The organism is Ereboglobus luteus (assembly GCF_003096195.1).
GTDB lineage: Bacteria > Verrucomicrobiota > Verrucomicrobiia > Opitutales > Opitutaceae > Ereboglobus > Ereboglobus luteus.
The window spans coordinates 3,127,161-3,150,075 of the sequence record NZ_CP023004.1; the positions used below are offsets into that span (position 1 = coordinate 3,127,161).

Below are 22,915 nucleotides of genomic sequence, written 5' to 3' on the forward strand. Positions count from 1 at the left end.
GTTGACACCTCGGGTCAGGATTGCAGATTTGGGAGAACTTTTTTGAATTTTTTTAACGCCATATCATTTTATGTCCGCCAATTCTTCCGCTTCTGTTGAATTTGATTCCGTCGAGTCCGCCATTCAGGACATTGCCGATGGAAAGATGGTCATTGTCACCGATGACGAGGGCCGTGAAAACGAGGGCGATCTCACCATCGCCGCTGAAAAGGCGACGCCCGAGCATATCAACATGATGATCCGCCACGCGCGCGGACTCATTTGCACGCCGATGACGGAGCCGCACCTCAAGCGCCTCGGCATCAGCCCGATGGTGCAGCAAAACCGCGAGTCGCACAAAACCGCGTTCACCGTTTCGGTCGATGCCGCCGAGGGCATCACCACGGGCATCAGCGCGTTTGACCGCGCGCGCACGATCAAACTCCTCGGCGACCCGAACACGGGGGCCGACGAACTCGTGCAGCCCGGGCACATCTTTCCGCTCGCGGCGCGCTCGGGCGGCGTGCTCGAAAGGGCGGGGCACACCGAGGCGGCGGTCGATCTTGCCGCGCTTGCCGGGCTGACTCCCGCGGCGGCGATTTGCGAGATCATAAACGAGGACGGCTCCATGGCGCGCATGCCCGACCTTGTTGAATACAAAAAGAAGTTCGGCCTGAAACTCATCTCCATTTCGTCGCTCATCGAATACCGGCACAAGCGCGAGCAGCTCATTGAGGAGGTGTGCGCGAAGCCTTTTTCGTCGGAGTTTGGCGAGTTCACGCTGCATGTTTTCCGCAACAAGCTCGACCATCGCCAGCATCTCGCGTTCGTGATGGGCAAACCCGGCCCGGGAGCCGCGCTTGTGCGCGTGCAAAGCGAAAACTTGCTCAGCGATGTGTTTCGCGCGCGCGGCATGAACGGATATCACGCGCTCACCGTTTCGCTCGCGGCGGTTGCGCGCGAGGGCGCGGGGGTGGTCCTCTATATGGAGCCTGCCGATCACGGGGCGGGCAACGTCCGCCGCCTTGGCTTGACGCCGGGCGAGATGCCGGCGCCGATGGGATTCCGCGACTATGGAATCGGCGCGCAAATCCTCTCTGCGCTCGGTTTGCAAAAAATCCGCCTGCTCACAAACAACCCGCGCAAAGTCGTCGGACTCGCGGGATATAATCTCGAAATTGTCGAGCAGGTGTCGCTTTAAAAAAACTTTTTTCGCAAGGACGAAAAGGCGCAAAGATTTGGCCGGGTTTAACTTGGCTCATCTTTGCGCCTTTGCTGTTTCCTAATTTGAAATAAACTGCAACTTTCGCGCGCTGCCCTGTGTTCTGTGCATGAACAATGAAACACAAAAGCCAGTTTCACCCTCGATGCCGCCCGTGTCCGCGGAAGCACGCCCGCACATGAGCACGTCCCGGGAAACAGACTTTTCTCTCTTCATGCGCAAACACCAGAACATGGTTTTTACCACTGCCGCGCGCCTGACCGCCAACGACGCGCAGGCCGAGGACATCGCCCAGGAGGTTTTTATCAAGGCTTACGATCATTTCGACGCGCTCCGCGACGAACCCGCCGCGCCCGGCTGGCTGCGCACCGTCGCCACGAATCTTTCGCTCAATCACCTGCAACGCTATCGTAAGCGCTGGCGGTTTTTCTCGGAGTTCCGACGCGCCGACGACGATGACTCGTCCGAAAACACGCCCGAGGTCGAGTGGGCCGCGCCCGAAACGTTTTTTGACGACATCGACCGCGCCGACCGGCGCGCCTGGATCGAAAACGCGCTCGCCAAACTTCCCGAGCACCAGCGCGTGCCGCTCGTGCTCTTCCACTACGAGGACATGCCCTACGACGAAATTGCGAAAACCCTGCGCGTTTCGCTCTCGAAGGTGAAGATCGACATCCTGCGCGCGCGCGCCGCGCTTGCGCGCACGCTCACGCAAAACCCCGCAAACCCGGTTTCAAAATGAACAACACACCGCAACCTCACGATTCCAACGACCGGCTCGCCCGCGAAATCCACCGCGTGCTCCGCGCCCAACCCGACCGCGCCGCCCCCGACTCGCTTGAGGCGCGCGTGTTTGCCGGGATCGAGCGTCGCGCCGCGCTTCCGTGGTGGAGGCAGTCGTTCTCGCGCTGGCCGATCGCGGCCCGCGCCGCGTTCATGATTGTTTCGGCGGCGCTCGCGGCCGTGATGATTGTGACATTCGCGCGCGTGCTGAACATCGTGCCCGCGCAGATCGAATCGCGGACGGGCGCCTTGGTTTCGGACTACTGGGAAATTATCACCGGTTACTGCGCCCGTTATCTGGCGGGCATACCGTCGCATGTCTTCGCGATCGCGGCGGCCGTGATCGGCGCGTGTTACGCCGCGCTCTTCGGCTTGGGCGCGGCCGCGTATCGTTATTTTTGGAAACCCGGCGCGCGCCACTCCGAACCTGTTTCGCACACATGACCAATCCTTCAACAACGGCCCGACCATAAAACTCTTTATCATGAAAAAAATCTTACATCTTTTCACACTGCTGGGCGCATTCAGCGTCCTCTCATGCGGCGTGCTTCAATCGCAGGACAACACGCCAGCGGAGCCCCAAGCTCTGCCGCCAACGGAAGCCGCATCGGGAGAAACTCCTCCCGCGCCGGATGCGCAACCCGCTTCCGATACGACAGCCGGCGATGATGAAAAACCGGCCAAACCCGAAAAGAAGAAACGGAAATCGCGCGACCGCGCCTCTGCTTCACGAGCCAGCGGAGAGATCGTGACCTTTTTTTCCGACGCCATTGTTCCCAAGGATAAAAAAGTGGAATCCGCCGTTGCGGTTTTCGGTGATGTGCGGGTTGACGGCAGCGCGAACGAGGCGGTTGCGGTCATCGGTTCGGTCACGGCCAACTCAAAAGTGCACGAGGCGGTTTCGATTGTCGGCTCCACGACTGTCAACGGCGGAGCAAGAGAGGCGGTCGCGGTTGTGGGCAATGTCTATGTGAACAGTCACGTGACGGGGCAGGTCGTTGCCGTCGGCGGAGGCGTGGAGCTTGGCCCGGACGCGCGCGTGGACGGCCAGGTTGTCGCGCTCGGCGGCGGCATTAAGCGCGACGAATCGGCGATTATCGGTGGGGAGATCGTGGAGATGAAGCTGTTCAACGACATCAACGGTTTTAACGTGTGGATCACGCAAGCGATTGCGAAGGGGCGCCTGCTCGCGTTCGATTCGGCGCTTGTGTGGGCGTGGATTATCGCGGGTGGTTTCCTGCTGTGCTATTTGCTCACGGCGTTGTTTGTCCCGAAGGCGGTCACCGCGGGCGCGGAGGCGCTGGAGCAGCGTCCCGGCGGCGCTTTTCTGGCGGCGCTGCTCACCGCGATCATAGCGCCGATACTCGTGGTGCTGCTGGCCGCGACCGGCGTCGGCATTTTCATTTTGGTTTTTGCAAAACTCGCGCTCGCCCTGGTGGGCAAGGCGGCGTTTCTCGCATGGATCGGACATCGCGCCAGGATAACGCATCCGTTGTTTGCGGTCCTTTTCGGTGGTGTGGCGCTCGCGCTGCTCTATTGCGTGCCCGTGCTTGGCATTGTGATGTGGAAGTTCAGCAGTTTCCTCGGCGCGGGCATGGTGGTTTATGCCGCGCTTCTGGCGCTTCGCCGCCGCCGCGACGAACGCGATGCGGCGCGCGTCGAAATGGCGGCCGCGGCCGCGGCGAATCCCGCGCAGTCCGGCGAGCCTCCCGTCATCACCGGAACGGAGATTGTCACGTCCCAAACCGCCGCGTCGTTCGCGACACGCGCGGGCTTCTGGGTGCGCGCGGGGGCGCTGTTGATCGATTTTGTGTTGATCGCGATTGTGGCGAATGTGTGCCACATGGGCGTGCTGATGCTGCCGTTGTTCGCGGTGTATTGCGTCGTGATGTGGGCGTTGCGGGGAACGACGATCGGCGGCATCATTTGCGGCCTGAAAGTTGTGCGCCTGGACGGACGGCGGGTTGACTGGGTCACTGCGATTGTTCGCGCGCTGGGCGGCTTCATATCCGTGGCGCCGGCGGGGCTTGGTTTCATCTGGGCGGCGTTCGACGACGAGCGCCAGGCTTGGCACGACAAAATCGCCGGCACCGTGGTCGTTTACGCGCCCAAGGGGCAGTCACTCGTTTGAATACGAAATTCGGAATCTTCGTTTCGCGTTTTTAATTTTCCCATGAAACTCATCCTTACAATTCTTCTCTGGTGCATTCTGTGGGCGTTGTGCTGGCCGCTGGCGTTGCTCGTGCTTCTGGTGCTTCCGTTCATCTGGCTGCTTTCGATCCCGTTCAAGATATTTGCGGTATGCTTGAAGTCGCTGCTGGCGTTGCTCGAATCGCTTCTGCTTTTGCCCGCGAGGATGCTCGGATACCGGGTGTCGTGAGGGCGCGCCGGATTGCGCCAAATGGACGGGTTTTTCTTGTGCGGGCTTGCCGCGCATCCGTTGCCGCGTATCTATTTTCGGCAAATGTCCTATTGCGTGTCACGATTTCAGACCATCCGCCGCCGCACCGTCGAGGTGCGGGCCGGCGTCGTCGGCATGGGCGGGGAAAATCCCATCCGCATCCAGTCCATGACGACGAGCGACACGCAGGACGTCGCCGCCACCGTGCGCCAGTGCGTCGCGCTTGCCGGGGCCGGTTGTGAAATCATCCGCGTCACCGCGCCCAACGTCCCCGCGGCAAAATGCCTTCGCGATATCCGCGCCCAGTTTTCCGCCGCCGGTTTTGCGGACATCCCGCTTGTCGCCGACATCCACTTCCTGCCCGCCGCCGCGATGGAGGCCATCGAGCATGTCGAAAAAGTTCGCGTAAACCCCGGCAACTACGCCGACAAAAAAAAGTTCGCCGTCAAGGATTACACCGACGCCGACTACAATCAGGAACTCCAGCGCATCCACGACGCATTCACGCCGCTTGTGCTCCGCGCAAAAACACTCGGACGCTCGCTTCGCATCGGCACCAATCACGGCTCGCTCTCCGACCGCATCATGAACCGCTACGGCGACACGCCGCTCGGCATGGTCGAAAGCGCGCTCGAATTTCTCCGCATCGCCCGCGGGCACTCGTTCGACCAAATCGTGCTCTCGATGAAAGCCTCGAATCCCAAGGTCATGATTCAGGCCTACCGCCTCCTCGTCGAGCGCATGCAGCAGGAGGACATGCACTACCCGCTGCACCTTGGTGTGACCGAGGCTGGCGACGGCGAGGATGGACGCATCAAGGGCGCCATCGGCATCGGCAGCCTCCTTCAAGACGGACTCGGAGACACCATCCGCGTTTCCCTCACGGAAGACAGCATCCACGAAATCCCGGTCGCCCGAGCCCTTGCCGCCAAGGCAATATCCCTCTGGCAAAACCCGAAGAGCAACCCAATAGGCTGCGCCTCGGATTCCATCGATCCGTTCCATTTCGCGCGGCGTGATATTGTGCCGCTCGCACTTGCGCCCGCAGCTGAAATCTCCGTCGAGCAACCGCCTCGCGTCATTGCGCGTGCCGCCTCCGTTTCGGCGCTGTCCGAGGTCATTGAAAAACTCGCAACGCTTGCGGACACGCCCGCCGAAGCCGTGCTTGTGCCTGTCGCGAACGTCGCCGAGCTCCGCGCGCTGCCCCCGACCGGCAAGACGCTCGTTCTCGAAATCCCCGCCGCGGTTTCCGCCGACGAGCTTGAGGCAAATCTTTCCGCTCCGCACATCATCCTGCGCACATTCACCGCTCAAGATACCGCGGCTCTCCGCGCTTTTGCCGAGGTTGCCACGAAACGAAACCTCGCTCTCGCCATTGCCACCACCGCGGCTGATTTTGCCGCGCTTGCCCCGGCGCTCGCCGCGCTCACGCCCGCCCCGCGCATTATCCTCACCCTCGCGGAGGAACCGCGCGCCGTCGCGCCCGCGCATCCAACTTCTGGATACAGGCAGCTCGCCGAGGCGCTCCGGACTCTCGCGCCGTCCCCGTTTGCCCGCGCGCCCATCTGGATACGCAACACCGCCGCCACCGCGCTTGCCTCCTCCGGCAATCCCGGCTCCCCCGATTTTCTCTCCCGCCTTCTCGATGCCTCCATTCTCACCGGATCGCTTCTTTGCGACGGCATCGGTGACATCGTCAGCGTCGAAACGGAAAACGATCCCGTGCGCGCCACCACGCTTGCCTACAACATCCTTCAGGGCGCGGGCGCGCGCATTTCGAAAACCGAATTCGTCGCCTGCCCCTCATGCGGACGCACGCTCTTCGACCTGCAAACCACCACGCAGCGCATCCGCGAAAAAACCGGACACCTCAAGGGGGTGAAACTCGCCATCATGGGCTGCATCGTCAACGGCCCGGGCGAAATGGCCGACGCCGATTTCGGCTACGTCGGCGGCGCGCCCGGAAAAATCAACCTCTACGTCGGCAAAACCTGCGTCCAATACAACATCCCCCAAGCCGAGGCCGACAATCGCCTCATCGACCTCATCAAGCAGCACGGCAAGTGGACTGACCCGGCGTGAAAAAGACACCGAAAACTGGGTGAATAATCTCGACCGCCACACAAATTTTTAGCATTTTTTACCTTTGATTTTCGTTTCTCTCTCTCAAAAATTTTCCCCACGCCGACCTCAAAGATGGCAACAAAAAAATTGAAAAAGTTATCACCAAACCGAGTGTGAATAACTTGTTGGAAAGTTCATCTTGCCAGCGCTTTTTTTGTCGCCGTTATTGCCGTCCTGAACATCCTCCCGGATTCGAACGCATCGTTCTTTCACACATCACTGATTCTGCTTCCCCGTAGCTCGCGAAGAGGTTTCCCGCATCCACCGAGATACCAAGCTGTTGCCAAGGCCAAAAAACCTGCCATCAACAAGGTATCTCTCGACACAATTTACTCTTCCCTGGCACGTGCAAAAGCCGCGTCCGCGATGTGTCCCAGAGCGCCCGTTCGAGCCCATTGTGAATAAACCAGCTCAACCAACACTCAATCGGACATGCCTACACTCTCCGCCCCTCCATTTGGGAAGCCGTAAAAAACGACTTCAAGACCCTCTTTTCCGAGGAGGTCTACCACATGTGGTTCAATCACCTCGTGTGCCTTGAGCAAACCGAGGACACGATCACCCTGGGCACGCTTACGGATTTTGCGGCCGGCTGCATTCACACATACTATCTCGACCTCATCAAACAACGCCTGCAACTCGCCACGGGGCGTGATTACAACGTGATCGTGAAGAAAAACCCCGACGCAAGCGCCGCGCAGGCGGCGCAGCCCGCTCCCGCAGCGCCGCAGGTCGAGACATCCCGCATCCCCGCGCGCCGCATTGTTCGCGCCGCCGATGAGCCCGCCCGCGTCAACACCACGCTCGACCCCCGCAATACTTTCGACACATACGTCGTTGGTTCCAGCAACCAAATGGCGCACGCTGCCGCGATGGCCGTCGCGCAGGCTCCCGCGCAGGCTTACAACCCGCTTTTCGTTTCAGGCAGCACCGGCCTTGGCAAAACGCACCTCATGCACGCCATCGGCCACGCCGTGCTCACGAGCAACCCTCACGCCAAGGTCGTTTACCTGACCACGGAAAAGTTCACCAACGAATACGTGCAGGCTATCAAGGAAAACGCCCTTGCACAGTTCCGCCGCCGCTACCGCAGCGTCGACGTGCTCCTCCTCGACGACATCCAGTTCCTCAGCGGCAAGGAGGGCATTCAGGAGGAGTTTTACCACACCTTCAACGACCTCCACACCGCCGGAAAACAAGTTGTCCTCGCCAGCGATCGCCGCGCCTCCGAAATCAAGGATCTCGAAGCCCGCCTTGTCTCGCGCTTCGAATGGGGACTGCCCACCGATATTCAGGCGCCGAATTATGAGACACGCCTCGCCATCCTCCGCAGCAAGGCGGCCCTCTTCAAATACGACCTCCCCGGCGACGTGCTCGAGTTCATCGCCAAGAACGTCGCCAAAAATATCCGCACCCTCATAGGCGCGCTCATCAAGGTCGCCTCCACCGCCTTCCTGCTCAAGACCGGCCCGATCGACGTCACCCTCGCCGAAAAACTCCTCCAGCCCATCCTCATCGAGCAGGCGCAAAGCCAGCTCACCATCGAGGCGATCCAAAAGCGTGTTTCCGACCACTACGAACTGCGCCCCGGCGACATGGTCAGCAAACGCCGCCCCGCGAACATCGCCTTCCCCCGCCAGATCGCCATGTATCTCGCCCGCCAGCTCACCAAGCACTCGCTTCAGGAAATCGGCGCGGCCTTCGGCGGACGCGACCACGGCACCGTCATCCACGCCTGCAAAACCGTCGAAAACATGATGGAGCAGGACTCCTCCGCGCAACGCTCGGTCGAATTCCTTCGCGCCCAGCTCTCGCGCTAAACGGAACAGGATATCAGGACTGGAATATCAGAGCGTTAGTTCCGGGCGACCAGTCCGCCGCCCCCTGCCGAAGCTCCGTTTTCACTCTTCATTTTTCCCCCTTCACTCTTTCCATGACACTCACGCCCGAACAAAAAAACGAAGTTGCCAACTGGGTCGCCGCAGGTGACACGCTCGCCGACGTCCAGAAAAAACTCGCCGAGCACTTTAATCTCACCCTCACCTACATGGATGTTCGTTTTCTTGTGGACGACCTTGATCTCACGCTCAAGGACCCCACGCCTCCCCCGGCGCCATCGCCAGCCGCGGACGCGCAACCACCGGCAGGCGCCGCTCACGGCGGTCCGATGGAGGACGACCTCGACAACGAAAGCCTCCCTCCCAACCACCTCGCACAAAACCGTCCCTCGCCCTATCCAGGCGACCCGTCCGATGACGAGGATTTTGCGGAGGACGAATCCGTCCCCGCAGCCGCGCACGATGTTCCTCCCGCCAACACCAATGTCCGCGTCGAGTTGGACAACGTCACGGTGATTCCGAACGCCGTTGCGAGCGGCAGCGTTACCTTTACCGATGGAGTGACGGGCAAGTGGTTTGTGGACAACTACGGCCGCCCGGGTTTTACGCAAATCAGCCAGCCCGACTACCGTCCCACGCAAGCCGACGCCCAAGCCTTCATGCAGGAACTCAGCGCCGCCCTGCAAAACCGCGGTTTCTAAAAAGGGTGGGGGAAAGTCTCAGACTGAGCCGAAATTGTTCGAGTATCGTGACGGGTTCCTGCTCAGCCCGGAGGCTTCGCCCTACCAATCAAGTATTACGCTTGTCCCATCTGCGCGGGATCAGCCAGCGTCCCGCGCACGATTTCGCCGGGCAACCGAATAAATACTTACTTTTTCGCCCAGTCCAAAATTACGAAAGCCCGCCGACCAAACGGCTCGGCATCCTCCTCGAATGCAAACGAGCCGTCATCAACAAGCCGCTCCGGCCCGGCGCAATAAAGCAACGTTTTCGACGCGTCGTATTGCATCGGTTTTTTGATAAACGGATCTTCCGGAACCGAATCCATATAAGCCGGCACAAGCACATCAAGCGATTTCGGCAGCGTATGATAATCCAACCAATAGGCGCGCAATGCAAACGCACAGGCGATCTGTCTAGTTATGGCCTGCATATTCAGCATACGTATATATACTGTTTCACAATCAATTACGCTCGCGACTGCAATGGCCGCGCCTGACGAATTCGGCCGAATGATATGCCGCAATTCATCCACGTTTTCATACGTCTCACGGGTAGCTTGGTCGAATACGGGTGAAATATCATTGCTCGCATCCTTGATAACATCACGTGTCAACTGGCACAATCTTGCACGGGTCATATTTAGCTTATAAAAATAACGCCAGCTGGAACGGGAAACCGGTGGGAAAAAATACATTCCTGGCTCACGCAATCTCAAACAACCCTCATGAAACGCATACGACCCTTTCATCATTTTAATAAAGCTGTCCTTATTTAATTCTTCTCTTGATAGACGGTGGGAGATTTCGAGACATATCGATTTGTCACTGAATTGTTCCAAGCTTTGCATCGCTGCCGCCAAGCACATTGCATCGGCGGACAAGCCCGATAAAAAAGTGCCCATACGCCCGTCGGGCGCGGCCATGTAGCGCTGTGCAAAATTTCTAACCAAATACAGCTCACTCATCACCTCCTTTGAGAGACCGTATTGCATCTTATGTTTCCATCTGGATTGCATTAAGCGCATGGTGTTTATGAGCGCCAAAATGGTATGGTTGTCCTGAAAAATATCATTGATTTCCTTGGAAGCTACGCCGAACTGCAGCTCAGGCTTTTTTATGGCTTCAAAAAAAAGCGCTATCGCCGGGTTGTTTTTTTCGATTATTAATCGGACCATTCGGTCATCGCCCTCTGATTCACCACTCAAATCTGAGTATAAAACTGAATAAAATTTTTTTACAGAAGATCCATCGGTCAGTTCCAGTTCAGGGAAATCTTCATGCGCTATCTTTAGTGTCTTCGACAGCTCTCTCATCACAACCATCGCATTATCCTCATCCGCCACGGTTTTTATAACTGGACGCAAATCCGAATCATCCGGGCACGGCGCGTCATAAAAAACCGCGACCAACGCGGCCACGGCGAGCACTGCCGCAAACGCTGACAAAGCAAACACAATTTTCCGGCGGCGTTTCATGCGTTTGTTGGGATCATGTGTTATGCGTTGTATTGCATTGCACTCACTCCATTTGCTCCGGGTCGGCAAGTGCCACGCAAGCTGATTCACCGCGGATGCGGATGCCGTTCACCTTTTCAATGATCAATTCCGCGTGTTCCTCGCGCACGTCGGCAAACGTGTGCCGCTGATGAATGTCGATTGCGCCCACTACATCCGCCGGCAGCCGTGTGACCCCGGCGACCTTGCCCACAATGTCCGCCGGCGTGACAAGCTGCTTGCGTCCCACGTTGAAAAACAAAGTTACGAAGCCCGCCTCGCGTCCCGTGCGCGCCGGACGGTCGTATTTCTGTTTAGCAGTCTTGAACGCCGACTTGTTCTGTCTGCCCGCGTTGTCTGGCTTGCCCTGTTTCTTCGGCTTGTCCGCAAAAGGTTTCTTTTTCCAGTCGGCCTTTTCCGGCGGCAGATCAATCTGCGCCGGGGGCGCGGTTTTCTTATCACCCTCGCCGCCAATCGTCATGTGAATCACCGCCGCGATGATGTCCGTGCTCGCATAACCCTGCTCGAGCAGGCGGTCGATCAGGCGATCCTGCTTGCGATATTCCGCGGCGTCGAGGGTGCTGCGTAGCTTTTCGAAAAACTGGTTTTCACGCGCTTCCTCCACGAGGTCGAGCGACGGTATTTTTTCGCGGCGAATTTTCAACTTTCCGTAACGAATCATGTTTTGCAGCGAGTAGAGCTCGCGTCCCGAAACAAACGTGAATGCCTTGCCCGACTTGCCCGCGCGGCCCGTGCGCCCGATGCGGTGCGTGTAATCCTCGGCGTCGTTCGGCAGGTCGAAGTTAAACACGACCTCGAGGTCGTCCACGTCGAGCCCGCGCGCCGCCACATCGGTCGCGATCAGGAACTCAAATCCGCGCCGGCGAAACTTGTCCATCACGCGCGTGCGCTGCGCCTGCGAAATGTCGCCGTGCAGCCGCTCGGTCGCGTAGCCGCGCGCGTGCAAGTGCTCGTCGAGCTCGTCAACCATCACTTTCGTGCTGCAAAAAACAATGCCGTAGCGGAAATCGTTTATGTCGATGATGCGCGTGAGCACCTCGATCTTCGAGCGCCGCTCCACCTCGAAATAAACCTGGTCAACCTGGGGCGCGTTTTGCGCGACCGCCTCGATTTTGATGCGCTTCGGATTGCGGCTGTATTTGCGGATCAACTCCTCGATTTGCCGGGGCATCGTCGCCGAGAAAAACAACGTTTGGTGCTCCGTCGGCACCTGCGTGAGCACGCGCTCGATGTCCTCGCGGAACCCCATGTCGAGCATTCGGTCGGCCTCGTCGAGCACGAGCATCTTGAGCTCGTCGAGCCGCAGCGTGCCGCGCTCGATGTGGTCGATCACGCGCCCCGGCGTGCCGATCACGATTTGCACGCCGCTTTCCAGCGCGCGAAATTGCCGGTCATACGATTGTCCGCCGAAAATCGGCACCGCGTGCACGCCGCGTTTGAAAAGCGAGATTTTCGCAACCTCCTCCGCCACTTGCACCGCCAGCTCGCGCGTCGGGCAAAGCACGAGGATTTGCACCTTGCGCATTTTCGGATCGATCTTCTCGACCATCGGAATTGCGAACGCCGCCGTTTTTCCCGAGCCGGTTGACGAAAGCCCGACAATATCCTCGCCCGCCATGATCGGCGGAATCGCGGCGGTCTGGATTGGCGACGCCTCCTCGAAACCCATCTTGTCAACGGCCTTCAATATTTCGGCGGACAAGCCGAGTTCGGAAAAACGGAGATTGCTCATTTGCCGGACGATGCACGTTGCGCGTCTCAAAGCGAGCCGTAGATTTTGCGGGCGAAATTTTCAGGACAAGATTAACAGAATGAACAGGATTCAATCCCTCTGGTCGCGCAAACGCCAATAAACTCCAAATCCCGTTAATCCTGTCCTCAAATTTCGAAATCTGTTTCTAGCACCAGCCCCTTTTGAAGTCCGAAATCTGAGATTTGAGATTTGCAGAATCAGCGAGCACCGAGCAGGCTTCGCGCCATTATGAGCAAATACACAGCCCCCGAATTCCTCACCGACCTTCTCCACGCCCGTTCTCCCTCGGGCTACGAATTCGAAGCCCAAAAAGCTTTCGACAAACACGTCAAAACTCACGCCGACGTTTACGAAAAGGACGCCATGGGCAACCGCCTCGCCACGCTCAATCCCAAGGGCGACCCCGTCCTCATGCTCGCCGGTCACATGGACGAGCTCGGCCTCCTCATCACCTACGTCAACAAGGACGGCTACCTCTACTTCCAAACCATCGGCGGGCACGACCGCACCGTCATCTCCGGGCGCCGCGTCATCATCCAAACCGCCAACGGCCCCGTGAAAGGCGTCACCGGAAAACGAGCCATTCACCTCATGGACGAGGCCGACCGCAAAAAAGTCCCCGAGATTCACGAAATCTGGATCGACATCGGCGCGCGTTCCAAAAAAGACGCGCTCGCCCGCGTTTCCATCGGCGACTGCGCAACCTACGACCACGAGTTCGAGCTCATCAACGGCAGCATCGGCGCCGCCCGCGCCTTCGACAACAAAGTCGGCGCCTATGCCGTCGGCGAAGTCATTCGCCGACTCGCCAAACAAAAGAAAAAACTCGCGGCCAAAGTCGTCTCCGTTGCGACCTCGCAGGAGGAAATTGGCACGCGCGGCGCCGCGACCTCCGTCTATGCCGTCAACCCGCACATCGCCATTGCCATCGACGTCGGCCACGCGACCGACCACCCCGATTGCGACAATCGCAAATACGGCGAAACCACGCTTGGCGGCGGCCCGATCATTTGCCGTGGCGCGAACATCAACCCGAAAGTTTACGACCGCCTCGTCAAGTGCGCCAAAAAACTCCGCATCCCCTACCAGCTTGAGGCCGATCCGCGCCCGACCGGCACCGACGCCCGCGCGCTGCAAATGGGCCGTGGTGGAGTCGCCACTGGCCTGATCTCCGTCCCTCTCCGCTACATGCACACCCCGAGCGAAATGGTCGATCTTGAGGACGTCGAAGCCTGCGTAAAACTCCTAGCCGCCTTCGCTCTCTCCCTCGAAAAAGGCGACTACGCGCATTGGTGAATCGCCATATTTTTCACTATTGTAAGAAGTCAAACTTGCCACTTCCAAACAAAATACAGTCAGACGCACTCTGTCTTCCACCATCAACTCATTTATCGCCAACTTCTAACCATTTAGAAGCAGGCCACTTCGCGTAGCTTCGGCCGCTGTTTATACAGAACCCCGAGAAATTTCGCCAAGGAAGCACCGCTGATATGCGCTCCCGTTGGGAGCGCGCATCGAAAGCGTCTTCCTTTGGGCTTCATCTCGGGTGCCTTGTATGGGACGCAATTAGATGCGTCCTTTTTTTATTGGATGCATGACTGCTACAAAACTGGTTGAACTCATAAGATTTAAGCATACAACAAACGACCATATTGCCCATGCTCCCCCGCGTCTTTTTCGTCTTATCAGTAATTTTGCTTCTGAATTCCGCGCTGACCGTGCGAAGTGCAACGCAAACGCCATTGCTGCCCACTGTCACCGGCACTCACTATTACCTTGGCGGTGGCACTATTTCAAAAAGCGCGCATGCCTGCGGCAATGGCTCCAAAACCATCTATTTGAACGGTAATCAGGAAGGGGCGGGTAATTCCGCGCACTTCGAAGGCCAGGATGTCAACATATGGGGGGCACCTACGGATCCGGCTCGGGTGCCAATACCATCACCCTCGAGGACACCACTATCCGCGCTATTGAAGCGGGTATCGTCTTTAACTGGATAGCCACCACCGCCACCACAGGCGATGCCACTTTGCTCAACACCGATGTTACTACTACTCTCGATCACTCCCCTGTGTTTCAACAGATTGGTGGTTGGGTGAGCATTACTGTGACCGGTGGGTCCCTTTCTACCGCTGGTGCGGATTCGCCCATCATTCGTCTGGCCTCCCAAAACAATAACACTGCCAGCACTCGGAGCACCGTCATCCTGAAAAATACCGTTCTTACTTCCGGAAGTGCTACCGCTATTGACCTCAACATGGATGCCGACGATCCCGGCGGCATACTCACGCCTGTAAGCACCATAGACGGGGACTATTTTGACATTATTGTCCAAAGCTCCACCGTTTCCGGAAAGGTTGCGGCTACCCGTATCGCCACCGGTGGGAGCCACGAGGTTCCCCGCTCGGGCAACACCAAATTTTTCATCTTCGACTCCACTTTCTCCGGCGGCATCATGATGGTCTCCGGCAGTGGCTATAGGGAAACCAGTGGTAACCTGCTAACCCTTACCGCCTCCAACGCTGTCTTTGATGGCGGCATGATCATAACGGGCACTGAGGCCGCTCAACGCAGCAATCAAGCCATCCTCTACGTCTATGATTCCTCTTGGACGGGCGACATCGAACTCACCAACCGGGGCAACTTGGTGCTTCAGTTTTCCAACACCCCCATTGACGGAGGTTTCATCCTCTCGGGCTCCACCAACACTTACATTGATCTCATCAATTCGTCTGTCACTGGTGGTATTTCGATTGATGGCACCGCAACCCTCCAGAATCGCTACGGTCTCGACATCAACAATCGTCGTGCCGCCGTCCACAATTCCGTCATCACTGGCGGATTCTCGCTTGCTGGTGCCTCCACGATTGACCTCCCTTTCAGCGGCAACACCGTCGTTTCAGGAGGCATAACCACCACCGGCTCCTCCACCGGCGTTTTCCGACTTGAGCAGGGATCCTCCATCAATGGCGGCATCACTCTTTCAGGAACTTCCTCCGTCTCTATTGTGCTCTACAGCGGCGGCCAGCTCACAGGCGATCTCGTTGTAAATGAACGCGCCACCCTCTCACTCTCCACCTTCGCCAATAATATTCCCATCTATCTTAACGGAGGCTTCACCCTCGGCGGCACTTGGAGGATTTCTGAGAAAACTGCTCTTGAGGGTGGCTTAACCCTGTCCGGTTCCCTTGGCACCATTTCCATCGCCAACGCGGGCACGGACAGCCTCGTTCTCACCAACGGCATGACTGGCAAAGGCCGCCTCGACATTGAATCCATTGACTACTCCAATATTGGCAAAACCGAGATACGTATTATCCACGACAAAACCGGAACCTTGCCTCCCGACGCCTTTGTTCTCGCTCAACCCATTGACTACGGTCTCGTCGCCTATGACATCGCAAACCGTCCGGATGGCGTTTTCCTTGTTAATGTTGCTAGAAAGGCTGTTGCGCAATTACTTAAAGACCAACTCGAAGCGCCCGGCGTAGCGACAATCACCGTGGACGACAACGTTCCTCTTTCATTGGTCGGCGGTGCAACCGTGGCCTCCGGTAAAACCATTGTCGGAGCCAGTCACAATTCCGGCATCATCGGCAGTCTTACCATTCCGGAAAATGCAAACGGCATCGTCATCCTTGGCATTAACTTCACCGACGGCACGCTGGCAATCAATGGCGCTGTTGATGTTGAGATTACACATTGCACGTTCACCGACACGCCCGTCATCATCACGGACGGCGCGGACAACATCACCTTCTCGTGGAATAAATTCACCGCGATGACTGGCGGCGGCTCGGCCATGACCATCTCCAATGCGGGCGCGGGCACCGGCATCCTCCTTCACAACAACCTGTGGAGCGACGGCCTGAAAACCGACATGCCATCCGCAACCAACGCGCGCGCTTACATGTTCAACAATTATTTCACCCCAACGGACAACAGCAGTGCGACCAGCGCGGGCGCGGACGCGCAAATCCTCTCGATCAACAATATCTACCAAAACACAATCAACCCGCTCGCCAAACAATCCACCGGATTGCTGCGCGCTTCGGGCAACTTCACGACCGCGACTTCCGGCTCCAACCCCAGCGCGACGGGCGACGACACGGTGTTTGTCCCCGCCTACTCGCACGTCATGCAACCAGCGGGCATCGGCACGCCGCTAAGCGCCACCGTGCTGGCAAATCTCATCACGGCCTATGCGGGAAACACTGCGGGCAAATACTCGCATACTCCCGTCATGACCAACGGCACCGCCAGCATCAGCGCAAGCGTGTCAGGCAATGCTTCAAGCAAGACCAACACTAGTGCCCATGTGCCAACTTCTGGCGGATTCACACTCACGGCAAACGCAAGCGGTTTCACGCCTTCCACGCGCCAGTGGTATCGTGACAACTTTGCCATTACTGGCGCGACTGCCGCCACTCATACCGTTACCAACGCGAGCGCGGCCACGCATGCCGGAGCCTACACTGTGGCAATGACGACCTCCGACGGTGAAATCGTGACATCCGGCGCGTTCACCGTGACGGTTGGGGCGCTCGCCGCGCCCGTTATCACGACGCATCCCGTGTCGAAAACAATCAATGTCGGCGGCAGCGCAACCCTCAGTGCCGTGGCGACCGGCAACAACCTGACATACCAATGGCGAAAAGGAGGCGTGAACATCTCCGGTGCGACCGGCTCGAGCCATACGATAAGCAACGCGCAGCAATCCCACGCAGGCAGCTACGCGGTCATTGTGGCCAATGCGTCCGGCACCGTCACCAGCAATGCCGCCACGCTCATCGTCAACACCAGCGGCAACGACAATTCTGGCGGCGGTGGAGGTGGTGGTGCCCCAAGCCTGTTGTATCTTGGAGTTTTCGCGATTCTTGGGGCTCTGCGCCTGCGCGCGCAGCGCGGATAGATTACAAGGCAGCCCGGACATTCCTGACTGTGCAAAAGATGCCGTGAATCACGACACGGGCAGAAATGTCCGTGCGACCGTTGCAAACGGGCAACTGCCTTTGTCTTGGTGCTATTCGCCTCAAATCCTGTTCATTCTGTCCATTCTGTCCAAACGTCTGCTTGGAGATTTTTCAGGATTTCGGGATTTGGGATTTTTTCTTTGCCAGCCCTCGCTGTTTGGCGATGTATTTCCCTTTTCCTCATGACCACGCTCAACGCCACACCGCTCAAAACACTCGACCCGGAAATCTACGACTGCATCAAGTCCGAACTCGGGCGCCAGCAAAGCCACATCGAGCTCATCGCCTCGGAAAACTTTGTCGTGCCCGCCGTCATGGAAGCCCAAGGCAGCGTCCTCACCAACAAATACGCCGAGGGTTATCCCGGCAAACGGTGGTATGGCGGCTGCGAATTCGTTGACCAGGTCGAGCGACTCGCCATCGAGCGCGCCAAAAAACTCTTCGGCGCCGAGCACGCCAACGTGCAACCGCACTCCGGCTCGCAGGCCAACTTCGCCGTTTACACCGCCGTGCTCCAGCCCGGCGACAAAATCCTCGGCATGAACCTCAGCCACGGCGGACACCTCACGCATGGAAACCCCGCCAATTTCTCCGGCAAACTCTACAAATTCGTGCAATACGGCGTGCGCGAGGACAACGGCCTCATCGACTACGACGAGCTCGCCAAAGTCGCCGCCGCCGAGCAGCCCAAGATGATCACCGTCGGCGCCAGCGCCTACTCGCGCATCATCGACTTCAAGCGCATGTCGGAAATCGCGCAAAGCGTCGGCGCGTATCTCTTCGCCGACATCGCGCACATCGCAGGCCTTGTCGCCACCGGCATCCACCCGTCGCCCGTGCCCTACGCTGATTTCGTCACCACCACCACGCACAAAACCCTGCGCGGCCCGCGCGGCGGCTTGATCATGTGCAAGGAAAAGCACGCCAAGGCGATTGACTCCGCCATGTTCCCCGGCGGCCAGGGCGGCCCGCTCATGCACGTCATCGCCGCCAAGGCAGTGTGCTTCGCCGAGTGCCTCAAGCCCGAGTTCAAGGCCTACACGACGCAGCTCGCCGCCAATTGCAAGGCGCTCTGCGCCGCGATGGAAAAACGCGGTTATAAAATCGTCTCCGGCGGCACCGAAAACCACCTCTTCCTCGTCGATTTGCGCGCGAACCTTCCCGAGCTCACCGCGAAGAAGGCGCAGGAAACGCTCGATCTGGCCAACATCACCTGCAACAAAAACACCGTGCCCTACGAGACACGCTCGCCCTTCCAGGCGTCCGGCATCCGCCTCGGCACGGCGGCGGTGACATCGCGCGGCATGAATGAGGCCGACATGGACGACATCGCCATGTGCATCGACCAAGTGTTGAAGGCAATCGGCACGCCCGACGAGGCCACCGCGATCGAGGCGTCCAAAAAACGCGTCCTCGAGCTGACGGCAAAATACCCGCTGCCCTACACGATGGCGTAAGGTCATTTTTCGACGTCGCGTCATAAAGCGACGGCATTGCAGGGCGCGCTTTAAGCGCGCCTTTTTTGTGTGAACGCATCAGCAAAAGTCATTCACATGCGCGGGCGCGCACGCGGGGTGCGTGCCCCATCGGCGCGAGCTTGTTTGCTGGCGCCTTTGGCGTGCGGCAAAAGATAAAGAAGTTAGGCGCTATGCGACGCGCCCCTGCGGTAACACGCGATTTTGCGGATGCTCACGATGCCAGGATTTTGTCGATGCTTGCGATTTCCGCGTCGCTGAAGTCTGTGTTTTTCAACGCGCCGAGGTTGTCATCGATTTGCTTGGTTTTGCTTGCGCCAATGAGCGCGGTCGTCACCACCGGCTGACGCAAAACCCAGGCGAGCGCCAATTGCGCGAGGGATTGTCCGCGCGCTTTTGCCATTTCATTGAGCGCCCGAAGCTGCGCGAGCTTGGCCTCGGTGATATCCTCCGGTTTCAGGAAGCGCGGATCGTGCGCGGCGCGCGAATCGGCGGGGATGCCGTTCAGGTAGCGATCCGTGAGCAGCCCTTGCGCGAGCGGGCAAAAGGGAATGCAGCCAATGCCTTCGCGCGCGAGCACGTCGAGCAGGCCGTGTTCCGGCGTGCGTTCATACATGTGGTATTTCGGCTGGTGGATCAGGCAGGGTGTGCCGAGGTCGCGGAGGATCGCGGCGGCGCGGGCCGTTTGATCGGGATTGTAGTTGGACAGCCCGGCGTAAAGCGCCTTGCCGGAACGCACCGCATGCGCAAGCGCGCCCATGGTTTCCTCAAGGGGTGTTTCGGGGTCGAAACGGTGCGAGTAGAAAATGTCCACGTAGTCGAGGCCGAGTCGCTTGAGGCTTTGGTCGAGCGAGGCGAGCATGTATTTGCGGCCGCCCCATTCGCCGTAGGGGCCGTCCCACATCAGGTAACCGGCCTTGGTGGAAATGATGAGTTCGTCGCGATGGGCGGCGAGTTCCTCGCGGAGAATGCGTCCGAAGTTGGTTTCCGCGCTGCCCGGAGGCGGGCCATAGTTGTTGGCCAGGTCGAAGTGCGTGATGCCTTTGTCGAACGCATGCAAAACGAGCGTGCGCGCATTTTCGAAAAACACGTTGTCGCCAAAGTTGTGCCACAGCCCGAGCGAGAGCCGCGAAAGTTTCAGCCCGCTGCGGCCGCAGCGTTTGTAGATTGAGGAGTCCGAATAGCGCGAGGGAGAGGGTGTGTGCATGAGTTATTGTGAGATCGGTTAAGGATTTTGGATTTTTTTAGAATTTAAGTTTTTCCTCTTACGCGCCCCCGAGCGCTTTGTGAAGCGTTTCGAGTTCGTTGCGTAAACGCGCGACTTCCGCCTCCAGCGCGGCGAGGCGCTGCTCGACTTCGGGAGGAAGCGTTTGCGTGACAGTGACCGGGGTGGCTTCCGGCGCATCGGCGACGGGTTCGCCCGTCAGGAGTTGCGCCCAGCGCGCCTCTTTTTGCCCGCGTTGCGGAGGGAGTTTGCGCGCGAGCGGTTCGGCGCGCGCGGCGAGATCGGCGAGAATTTGCTCCAATTCGCCGACGGTGGCGGGCATGGCGGCCATGCGTTCGCCGCGTGTGCGGAGCTCTGCGGTGGTTTGCGGACCGCGCAGGAGCAGTTCGGCAAGAATCACGCGGGCGGTCGACTCCATCGGATAAACCTGGTCGAGCATGTGCCTGAATTTAGCGACGCGCGCCTCCGCGCCGGCGAAGTGCGTGGCGAGCCGTTTCTGGCGCAGGCCGTCGAGCGCATGCTCGATGTCCTCGTGCGTGGCGGCGAGAATCGGGTTGCGGTTGTTGCGCTGGTTGGCGGCGTTGACAAGCGCGTTGAGCGTGAGCGGATAGATGTCGGGCGTGGTGAGTTCCTTTTCAATCAGGCAACCGAGCACGCGCGCTTCGAGCGGCGAAAGAATGTTGGGATTTGAGGGAGTCAAATCGGGCTGCGTTTCTGTTGTCATGCGCGCAAGCATCACCGCGCGCTCGATTCTGCGCAAGGGCGTTGCTCAAAAAACAACACTCGTGGCCGCCGCGGGCAGCCGCGAACGGGCTCAGGGTTTGCTGATGAGGGCGACGGCGTGGGCGGCGATCGCGAGGGAGCGGCCGATGTCGTCGGAGCCCTCGTTGGTCGTCGCTTTCAGGCCGATGCAATCGGTCGCGATGCCAAGCGATGCGGCGAGTGTGTTTTTCATTTCATCGAGCCGGGGCTGGATTTTCGGTTGCTCGGCGATGAGCGTGGCGTCGATGTTGACGGGGCTCCATCCGCGCTCGGCAAGGGTGGCGATCACGCGGCGGAGGAGGATTTGCGAATCGATGTCCTTGCAGGCGGGATCGGTGTTCGGAAAAAAGTGACCGATGTCGGGGAGGCCGGCGGCGCCGAGGAGGGCGTCACAAATGGCGTGCGTGAGGCAGTCCGCGTCGGAGTGGCCGTCGAGACCGATGGGCGACTCGGCAAAGCGGACGCCGCCAAGAATCATGGGGCGTCCGGCTTTGGTGCGATGGATATCATAACCGTGGCCGATGCGGATGGGCATTTTTAGAGTGGAACGTTTCAGTTTTTTTTGCGGAGCGACTCAATTTGAGGGCGCGGCGCTTTTGTTCCAAAGCGCATTTTCCTCGGCGATGCGCTCGATGGAGTTGTTGATGAACTCAAAATAGGAGAGGTCGGCGGGCGTGGTGAGCTTCGGGTTGGGGTGGGGGTTTTCCAAAAGCGCGACGGGATGGTTGAGGAGTTCCACGGCGGCGGCGTCGTCCGTGATCTCCAGATCGCGGTCGATGATGCGGGTGTAGGCCCTGGTGATGAGCTCGCGGCTGAAAACCTGCGGAGTTTCCATCGCCCAAAGATTGGCGCGGTCGATTGTTTTGAGGCGGCCCTCGCCGGAGTGTTGCTTGATGGTGTCGCTCACGCGGTGCGCGAGCACGACGGCGTGTTCGCGGCGGACGATCTTGAGCAGGCCGACGAGTTGTTCGGGGCGCACAAAGGGGCGCGCGCAATCGTGGATGAAAACATGCTCGATGTCGGGGGCAGCGCCTCGAGCGCGGCGGCGACCGAGGCCTGCCGTGTGCGGCCGCCGCGCACAAAAATGGCGGGAGTCGGCGCGTAGGCGGAAAGCGCGGTGAGCTGGCGCTGGTCGCGGGTGGTGACGATGTAGAGATCGGCGACGCCGCTTTCCATGAATGCTGCGACGGAATGCGCGAAAAGCGGACGTCCGCCGAGGGGGACGAGCACCTTGTCGGTGACTGCGCCTTGCATGCGCTTGCTTGATCCTGCGGCGAGTAAGATGGCTGCGGTGCGGCTCATTTTTGGAAGTTAAAAGTTAAGAGTTGGGAAGCGGAAAGTAAAACGAATACAGGCGCGTCATCCATCATTGGCCTGCGTCTGGTTGTGACGCTGTCCAAGTTCCTCCATGATTGCGCGGGCGGCGGCGGCGGGATCGGGAGCCTTGAGAATGGGGCGGCCGACAACGATGAATGACGAGCCCGCGCGCGCCGCCTCGGCGGGAGTCATGGTGCGCTTTTGATCGTCGGTGCCCGCGGCGGCGGCGGAGCGGATGCCGGGCGTGACGAGTTGCATGTGCGCGGGAAGCTCGCGGCGAAGCACGGGGACTTCGAGCGGCGAGCAAACGAGGCCGCGCAGACCCGCGTCCGTGGCGAGTTTTGCGAGGCGCAAAACCTGGGACTCGGGAGCGGCGTTGACGCCGGTTTCGGCGAGGCCGGCGGCATTGGTCGAGGTGAGGACGGTGACGCCGAGGAGGAGCAGCCCGGGCTTGGTTTGCGCTGCGGCTTTTTGCGCGGCGACCATCATTTCCCGTCCGCCGCAGGTGTGGAGCGTCAGCATGCCTATGGGAAGCGGCGCGAGCGATTCAACGGCCTTGGCGACGGTGTTGGGGATGTCGTGGAGCTTGAGATCGAGAAAAACATTGAATCCCTCGTCGGCGACGGCGCGGACATAATCGGGGCCGTGGGCGGTGAACATTTGCAGGCCGATTTTCACCCAGTTGAGCGATCCGCGCAATTGGCGGAGCAGGGGCGCGGCTTCTTCGCGGGTTGGAACGTCGAGTGCGAGAATCAGGTCGGTGGACATTGCGGAAGTGTTGAATGCGGATTGCGTGACGCGAAATGTAGGATGCGCGGGGCGCGGGT

General features: G+C 59.1%; 17 protein-coding genes and 1 pseudogene. 11 read left to right on the forward strand and 7 right to left on the reverse strand.

Features of this window, described 5'->3' with window-relative positions:
• Window positions 1-70: 70 nt before the first annotated feature.
• From ribB to CKA38_RS11415, 8 genes are all read left to right on the forward strand, one after another.
• On the forward strand, window positions 71-1,180 hold the full coding sequence (gene ribB / locus CKA38_RS11380) for a 3,4-dihydroxy-2-butanone-4-phosphate synthase (RefSeq protein ID WP_108825584.1): 1,110 nt from the start codon (window positions 71-73) through the stop codon (window positions 1,178-1,180).
• Between the two features lie 235 nt (window positions 1,181-1,415).
• The gene (locus CKA38_RS11385; RefSeq protein WP_161554868.1) at window positions 1,416-1,943 is read left to right on the forward strand and encodes an RNA polymerase sigma factor; all 528 of its coding nucleotides are present in this window, start codon (window positions 1,416-1,418) and stop codon (window positions 1,941-1,943) included.
• Window positions 1,940-2,428, forward strand: coding sequence for a hypothetical protein (locus CKA38_RS11390; protein WP_108825586.1), 489 nt, complete (start codon window positions 1,940-1,942; stop codon window positions 2,426-2,428). Before CKA38_RS11385 ends, CKA38_RS11390 begins: the two co-directional genes overlap by 4 nt.
• A gap of 40 nt (window positions 2,429-2,468) precedes the next feature.
• Window positions 2,469-4,115 carry an RDD family protein gene (locus CKA38_RS11395; protein WP_108825587.1) on the forward strand — a complete coding sequence of 549 codons (1,647 nt, stop codon included), beginning with the start codon at window positions 2,469-2,471 and terminating at the stop codon, window positions 4,113-4,115.
• A 42-nt stretch (window positions 4,116-4,157) separates the two neighbouring features.
• Entirely contained in the window at window positions 4,158-4,364 is a 207-nt protein-coding gene (locus tag CKA38_RS11400; RefSeq protein ID WP_108825588.1) for a hypothetical protein, read from the forward strand.
• A gap of 84 nt (window positions 4,365-4,448) precedes the next feature.
• Window positions 4,449-6,467, forward strand: coding sequence for a (E)-4-hydroxy-3-methylbut-2-enyl-diphosphate synthase (gene ispG, locus CKA38_RS11405; protein WP_108825589.1), 2,019 nt, complete (start codon window positions 4,449-4,451; stop codon window positions 6,465-6,467).
• 497 nt (window positions 6,468-6,964) lie between these two features.
• Window positions 6,965-8,329, forward strand: coding sequence for a chromosomal replication initiator protein DnaA (gene dnaA, locus CKA38_RS11410; protein WP_257791587.1), 1,365 nt, complete (start codon window positions 6,965-6,967; stop codon window positions 8,327-8,329).
• Between the two features lie 113 nt (window positions 8,330-8,442).
• A complete protein-coding gene (locus CKA38_RS11415) occupies window positions 8,443-9,048 on the forward strand; it encodes a hypothetical protein (RefSeq protein ID WP_108825591.1) in 606 nt (201 codons plus the stop codon).
• A 167-nt stretch (window positions 9,049-9,215) separates the two neighbouring features.
• Here CKA38_RS11415 and CKA38_RS11420 read toward each other — a convergent pair whose 3' ends face one another.
• Both CKA38_RS11420 and CKA38_RS11425 read right to left on the reverse strand, forming a co-directional pair.
• Entirely contained in the window at window positions 9,216-10,544 is a 1,329-nt protein-coding gene (locus CKA38_RS11420) for a hypothetical protein (protein WP_152032830.1), read from the reverse strand.
• Between the two features lie 43 nt (window positions 10,545-10,587).
• A complete protein-coding gene (locus CKA38_RS11425) occupies window positions 10,588-12,315 on the reverse strand; it encodes a DEAD/DEAH box helicase (RefSeq protein WP_108825593.1) in 1,728 nt (575 codons plus the stop codon).
• 249 nt (window positions 12,316-12,564) lie between these two features.
• Between CKA38_RS11425 and CKA38_RS11430 the strand changes: the two genes are divergently transcribed.
• The 3 genes from CKA38_RS11430 to glyA all read left to right on the forward strand — a co-directional run bounded on the left by CKA38_RS11430 (window position 12,565) and on the right by glyA (window position 18,766).
• Window positions 12,565-13,632: a M42 family metallopeptidase gene (locus CKA38_RS11430; RefSeq protein WP_236919013.1), complete on the forward strand. Its 1,068-nt coding sequence runs from the start codon at window positions 12,565-12,567 to the stop codon at window positions 13,630-13,632.
• Window positions 13,633-14,236: 604 nt separating this feature from the next.
• A complete protein-coding gene (locus CKA38_RS11435; protein ID WP_108825594.1) occupies window positions 14,237-17,248 on the forward strand; it encodes an immunoglobulin domain-containing protein in 3,012 nt (1,003 codons plus the stop codon).
• Window positions 17,249-17,491: 243 nt separating this feature from the next.
• Complete coding sequence (glyA, locus tag CKA38_RS11440; RefSeq protein WP_108825595.1) at window positions 17,492-18,766, forward strand: serine hydroxymethyltransferase; 1,275 nt, start codon at window positions 17,492-17,494, stop codon at window positions 18,764-18,766.
• A 232-nt stretch (window positions 18,767-18,998) separates the two neighbouring features.
• Here the strand turns inward: glyA and mgrA are convergent, their stop codons facing one another.
• From mgrA to pyrF, 5 genes and pseudogenes are all read right to left on the reverse strand, one after another.
• On the reverse strand, window positions 18,999-19,991 hold the full coding sequence (gene mgrA, locus CKA38_RS11445; RefSeq protein WP_108825596.1) for an L-glyceraldehyde 3-phosphate reductase: 993 nt from the start codon (window positions 19,989-19,991) through the stop codon (window positions 18,999-19,001).
• A gap of 58 nt (window positions 19,992-20,049) precedes the next feature.
• A complete protein-coding gene (locus tag CKA38_RS11450) occupies window positions 20,050-20,733 on the reverse strand; it encodes a YceH family protein (protein ID WP_192881135.1) in 684 nt (227 codons plus the stop codon).
• 90 nt (window positions 20,734-20,823) lie between these two features.
• Entirely contained in the window at window positions 20,824-21,306 is a 483-nt protein-coding gene (gene ispF, locus CKA38_RS11455) for a 2-C-methyl-D-erythritol 2,4-cyclodiphosphate synthase (protein ID WP_108825597.1), read from the reverse strand.
• A gap of 39 nt (window positions 21,307-21,345) precedes the next feature.
• Window positions 21,346-22,073, reverse strand: a pseudogene (gene ispD / locus CKA38_RS16975) (2-C-methyl-D-erythritol 4-phosphate cytidylyltransferase).
• 57 nt (window positions 22,074-22,130) lie between these two features.
• Window positions 22,131-22,856: an orotidine-5'-phosphate decarboxylase gene (gene pyrF, locus CKA38_RS11465; protein ID WP_108826558.1), complete on the reverse strand. Its 726-nt coding sequence runs from the start codon at window positions 22,854-22,856 to the stop codon at window positions 22,131-22,133.
• Window positions 22,857-22,915 lie beyond the last annotated feature (59 nt).

What these genes read in the sequence shown, in the direction of transcription:
- ribB (WP_108825584.1), top strand. Translation starts at nt 71, where the DNA reads ATGTCCGCCAATTCTTCCGCTTCTGTTGAATTTGATTCCGTCGAGTCC.
- CKA38_RS11385 (WP_161554868.1), top strand. Translation starts at nt 1,416, where the DNA reads ATGCGCAAACACCAGAACATGGTTTTTACCACTGCCGCGCGCCTGACC.
- CKA38_RS11390 (WP_108825586.1), top strand. Translation starts at nt 1,940, where the DNA reads ATGAACAACACACCGCAACCTCACGATTCCAACGACCGGCTCGCCCGC.
- CKA38_RS11395 (WP_108825587.1), top strand. Translation starts at nt 2,469, where the DNA reads ATGAAAAAAATCTTACATCTTTTCACACTGCTGGGCGCATTCAGCGTC.
- CKA38_RS11400 (WP_108825588.1), top strand. Translation starts at nt 4,158, where the DNA reads ATGAAACTCATCCTTACAATTCTTCTCTGGTGCATTCTGTGGGCGTTG.
- ispG (WP_108825589.1), top strand. Translation starts at nt 4,449, where the DNA reads ATGTCCTATTGCGTGTCACGATTTCAGACCATCCGCCGCCGCACCGTC.
- CKA38_RS11415 (WP_108825591.1), top strand. Translation starts at nt 8,443, where the DNA reads ATGACACTCACGCCCGAACAAAAAAACGAAGTTGCCAACTGGGTCGCC.
- CKA38_RS11420 (WP_152032830.1), bottom strand. Translation starts at nt 10,544, where the DNA reads ATGAAACGCCGCCGGAAAATTGTGTTTGCTTTGTCAGCGTTTGCGGCA.
- CKA38_RS11425 (WP_108825593.1), bottom strand. Translation starts at nt 12,315, where the DNA reads ATGAGCAATCTCCGTTTTTCCGAACTCGGCTTGTCCGCCGAAATATTG.
- CKA38_RS11430 (WP_236919013.1), top strand. Translation starts at nt 12,565, where the DNA reads ATGAGCAAATACACAGCCCCCGAATTCCTCACCGACCTTCTCCACGCC.
- CKA38_RS11435 (WP_108825594.1), top strand. Translation starts at nt 14,237, where the DNA reads ATGGGGGGCACCTACGGATCCGGCTCGGGTGCCAATACCATCACCCTC.
- glyA (WP_108825595.1), top strand. Translation starts at nt 17,492, where the DNA reads ATGACCACGCTCAACGCCACACCGCTCAAAACACTCGACCCGGAAATC.
- mgrA (WP_108825596.1), bottom strand. Translation starts at nt 19,991, where the DNA reads ATGCACACACCCTCTCCCTCGCGCTATTCGGACTCCTCAATCTACAAA.
- CKA38_RS11450 (WP_192881135.1), bottom strand. Translation starts at nt 20,733, where the DNA reads ATGACAACAGAAACGCAGCCCGATTTGACTCCCTCAAATCCCAACATT.
- ispF (WP_108825597.1), bottom strand. Translation starts at nt 21,306, where the DNA reads ATGCCCATCCGCATCGGCCACGGTTATGATATCCATCGCACCAAAGCC.
- pyrF (WP_108826558.1), bottom strand. Translation starts at nt 22,856, where the DNA reads ATGTCCACCGACCTGATTCTCGCACTCGACGTTCCAACCCGCGAAGAA.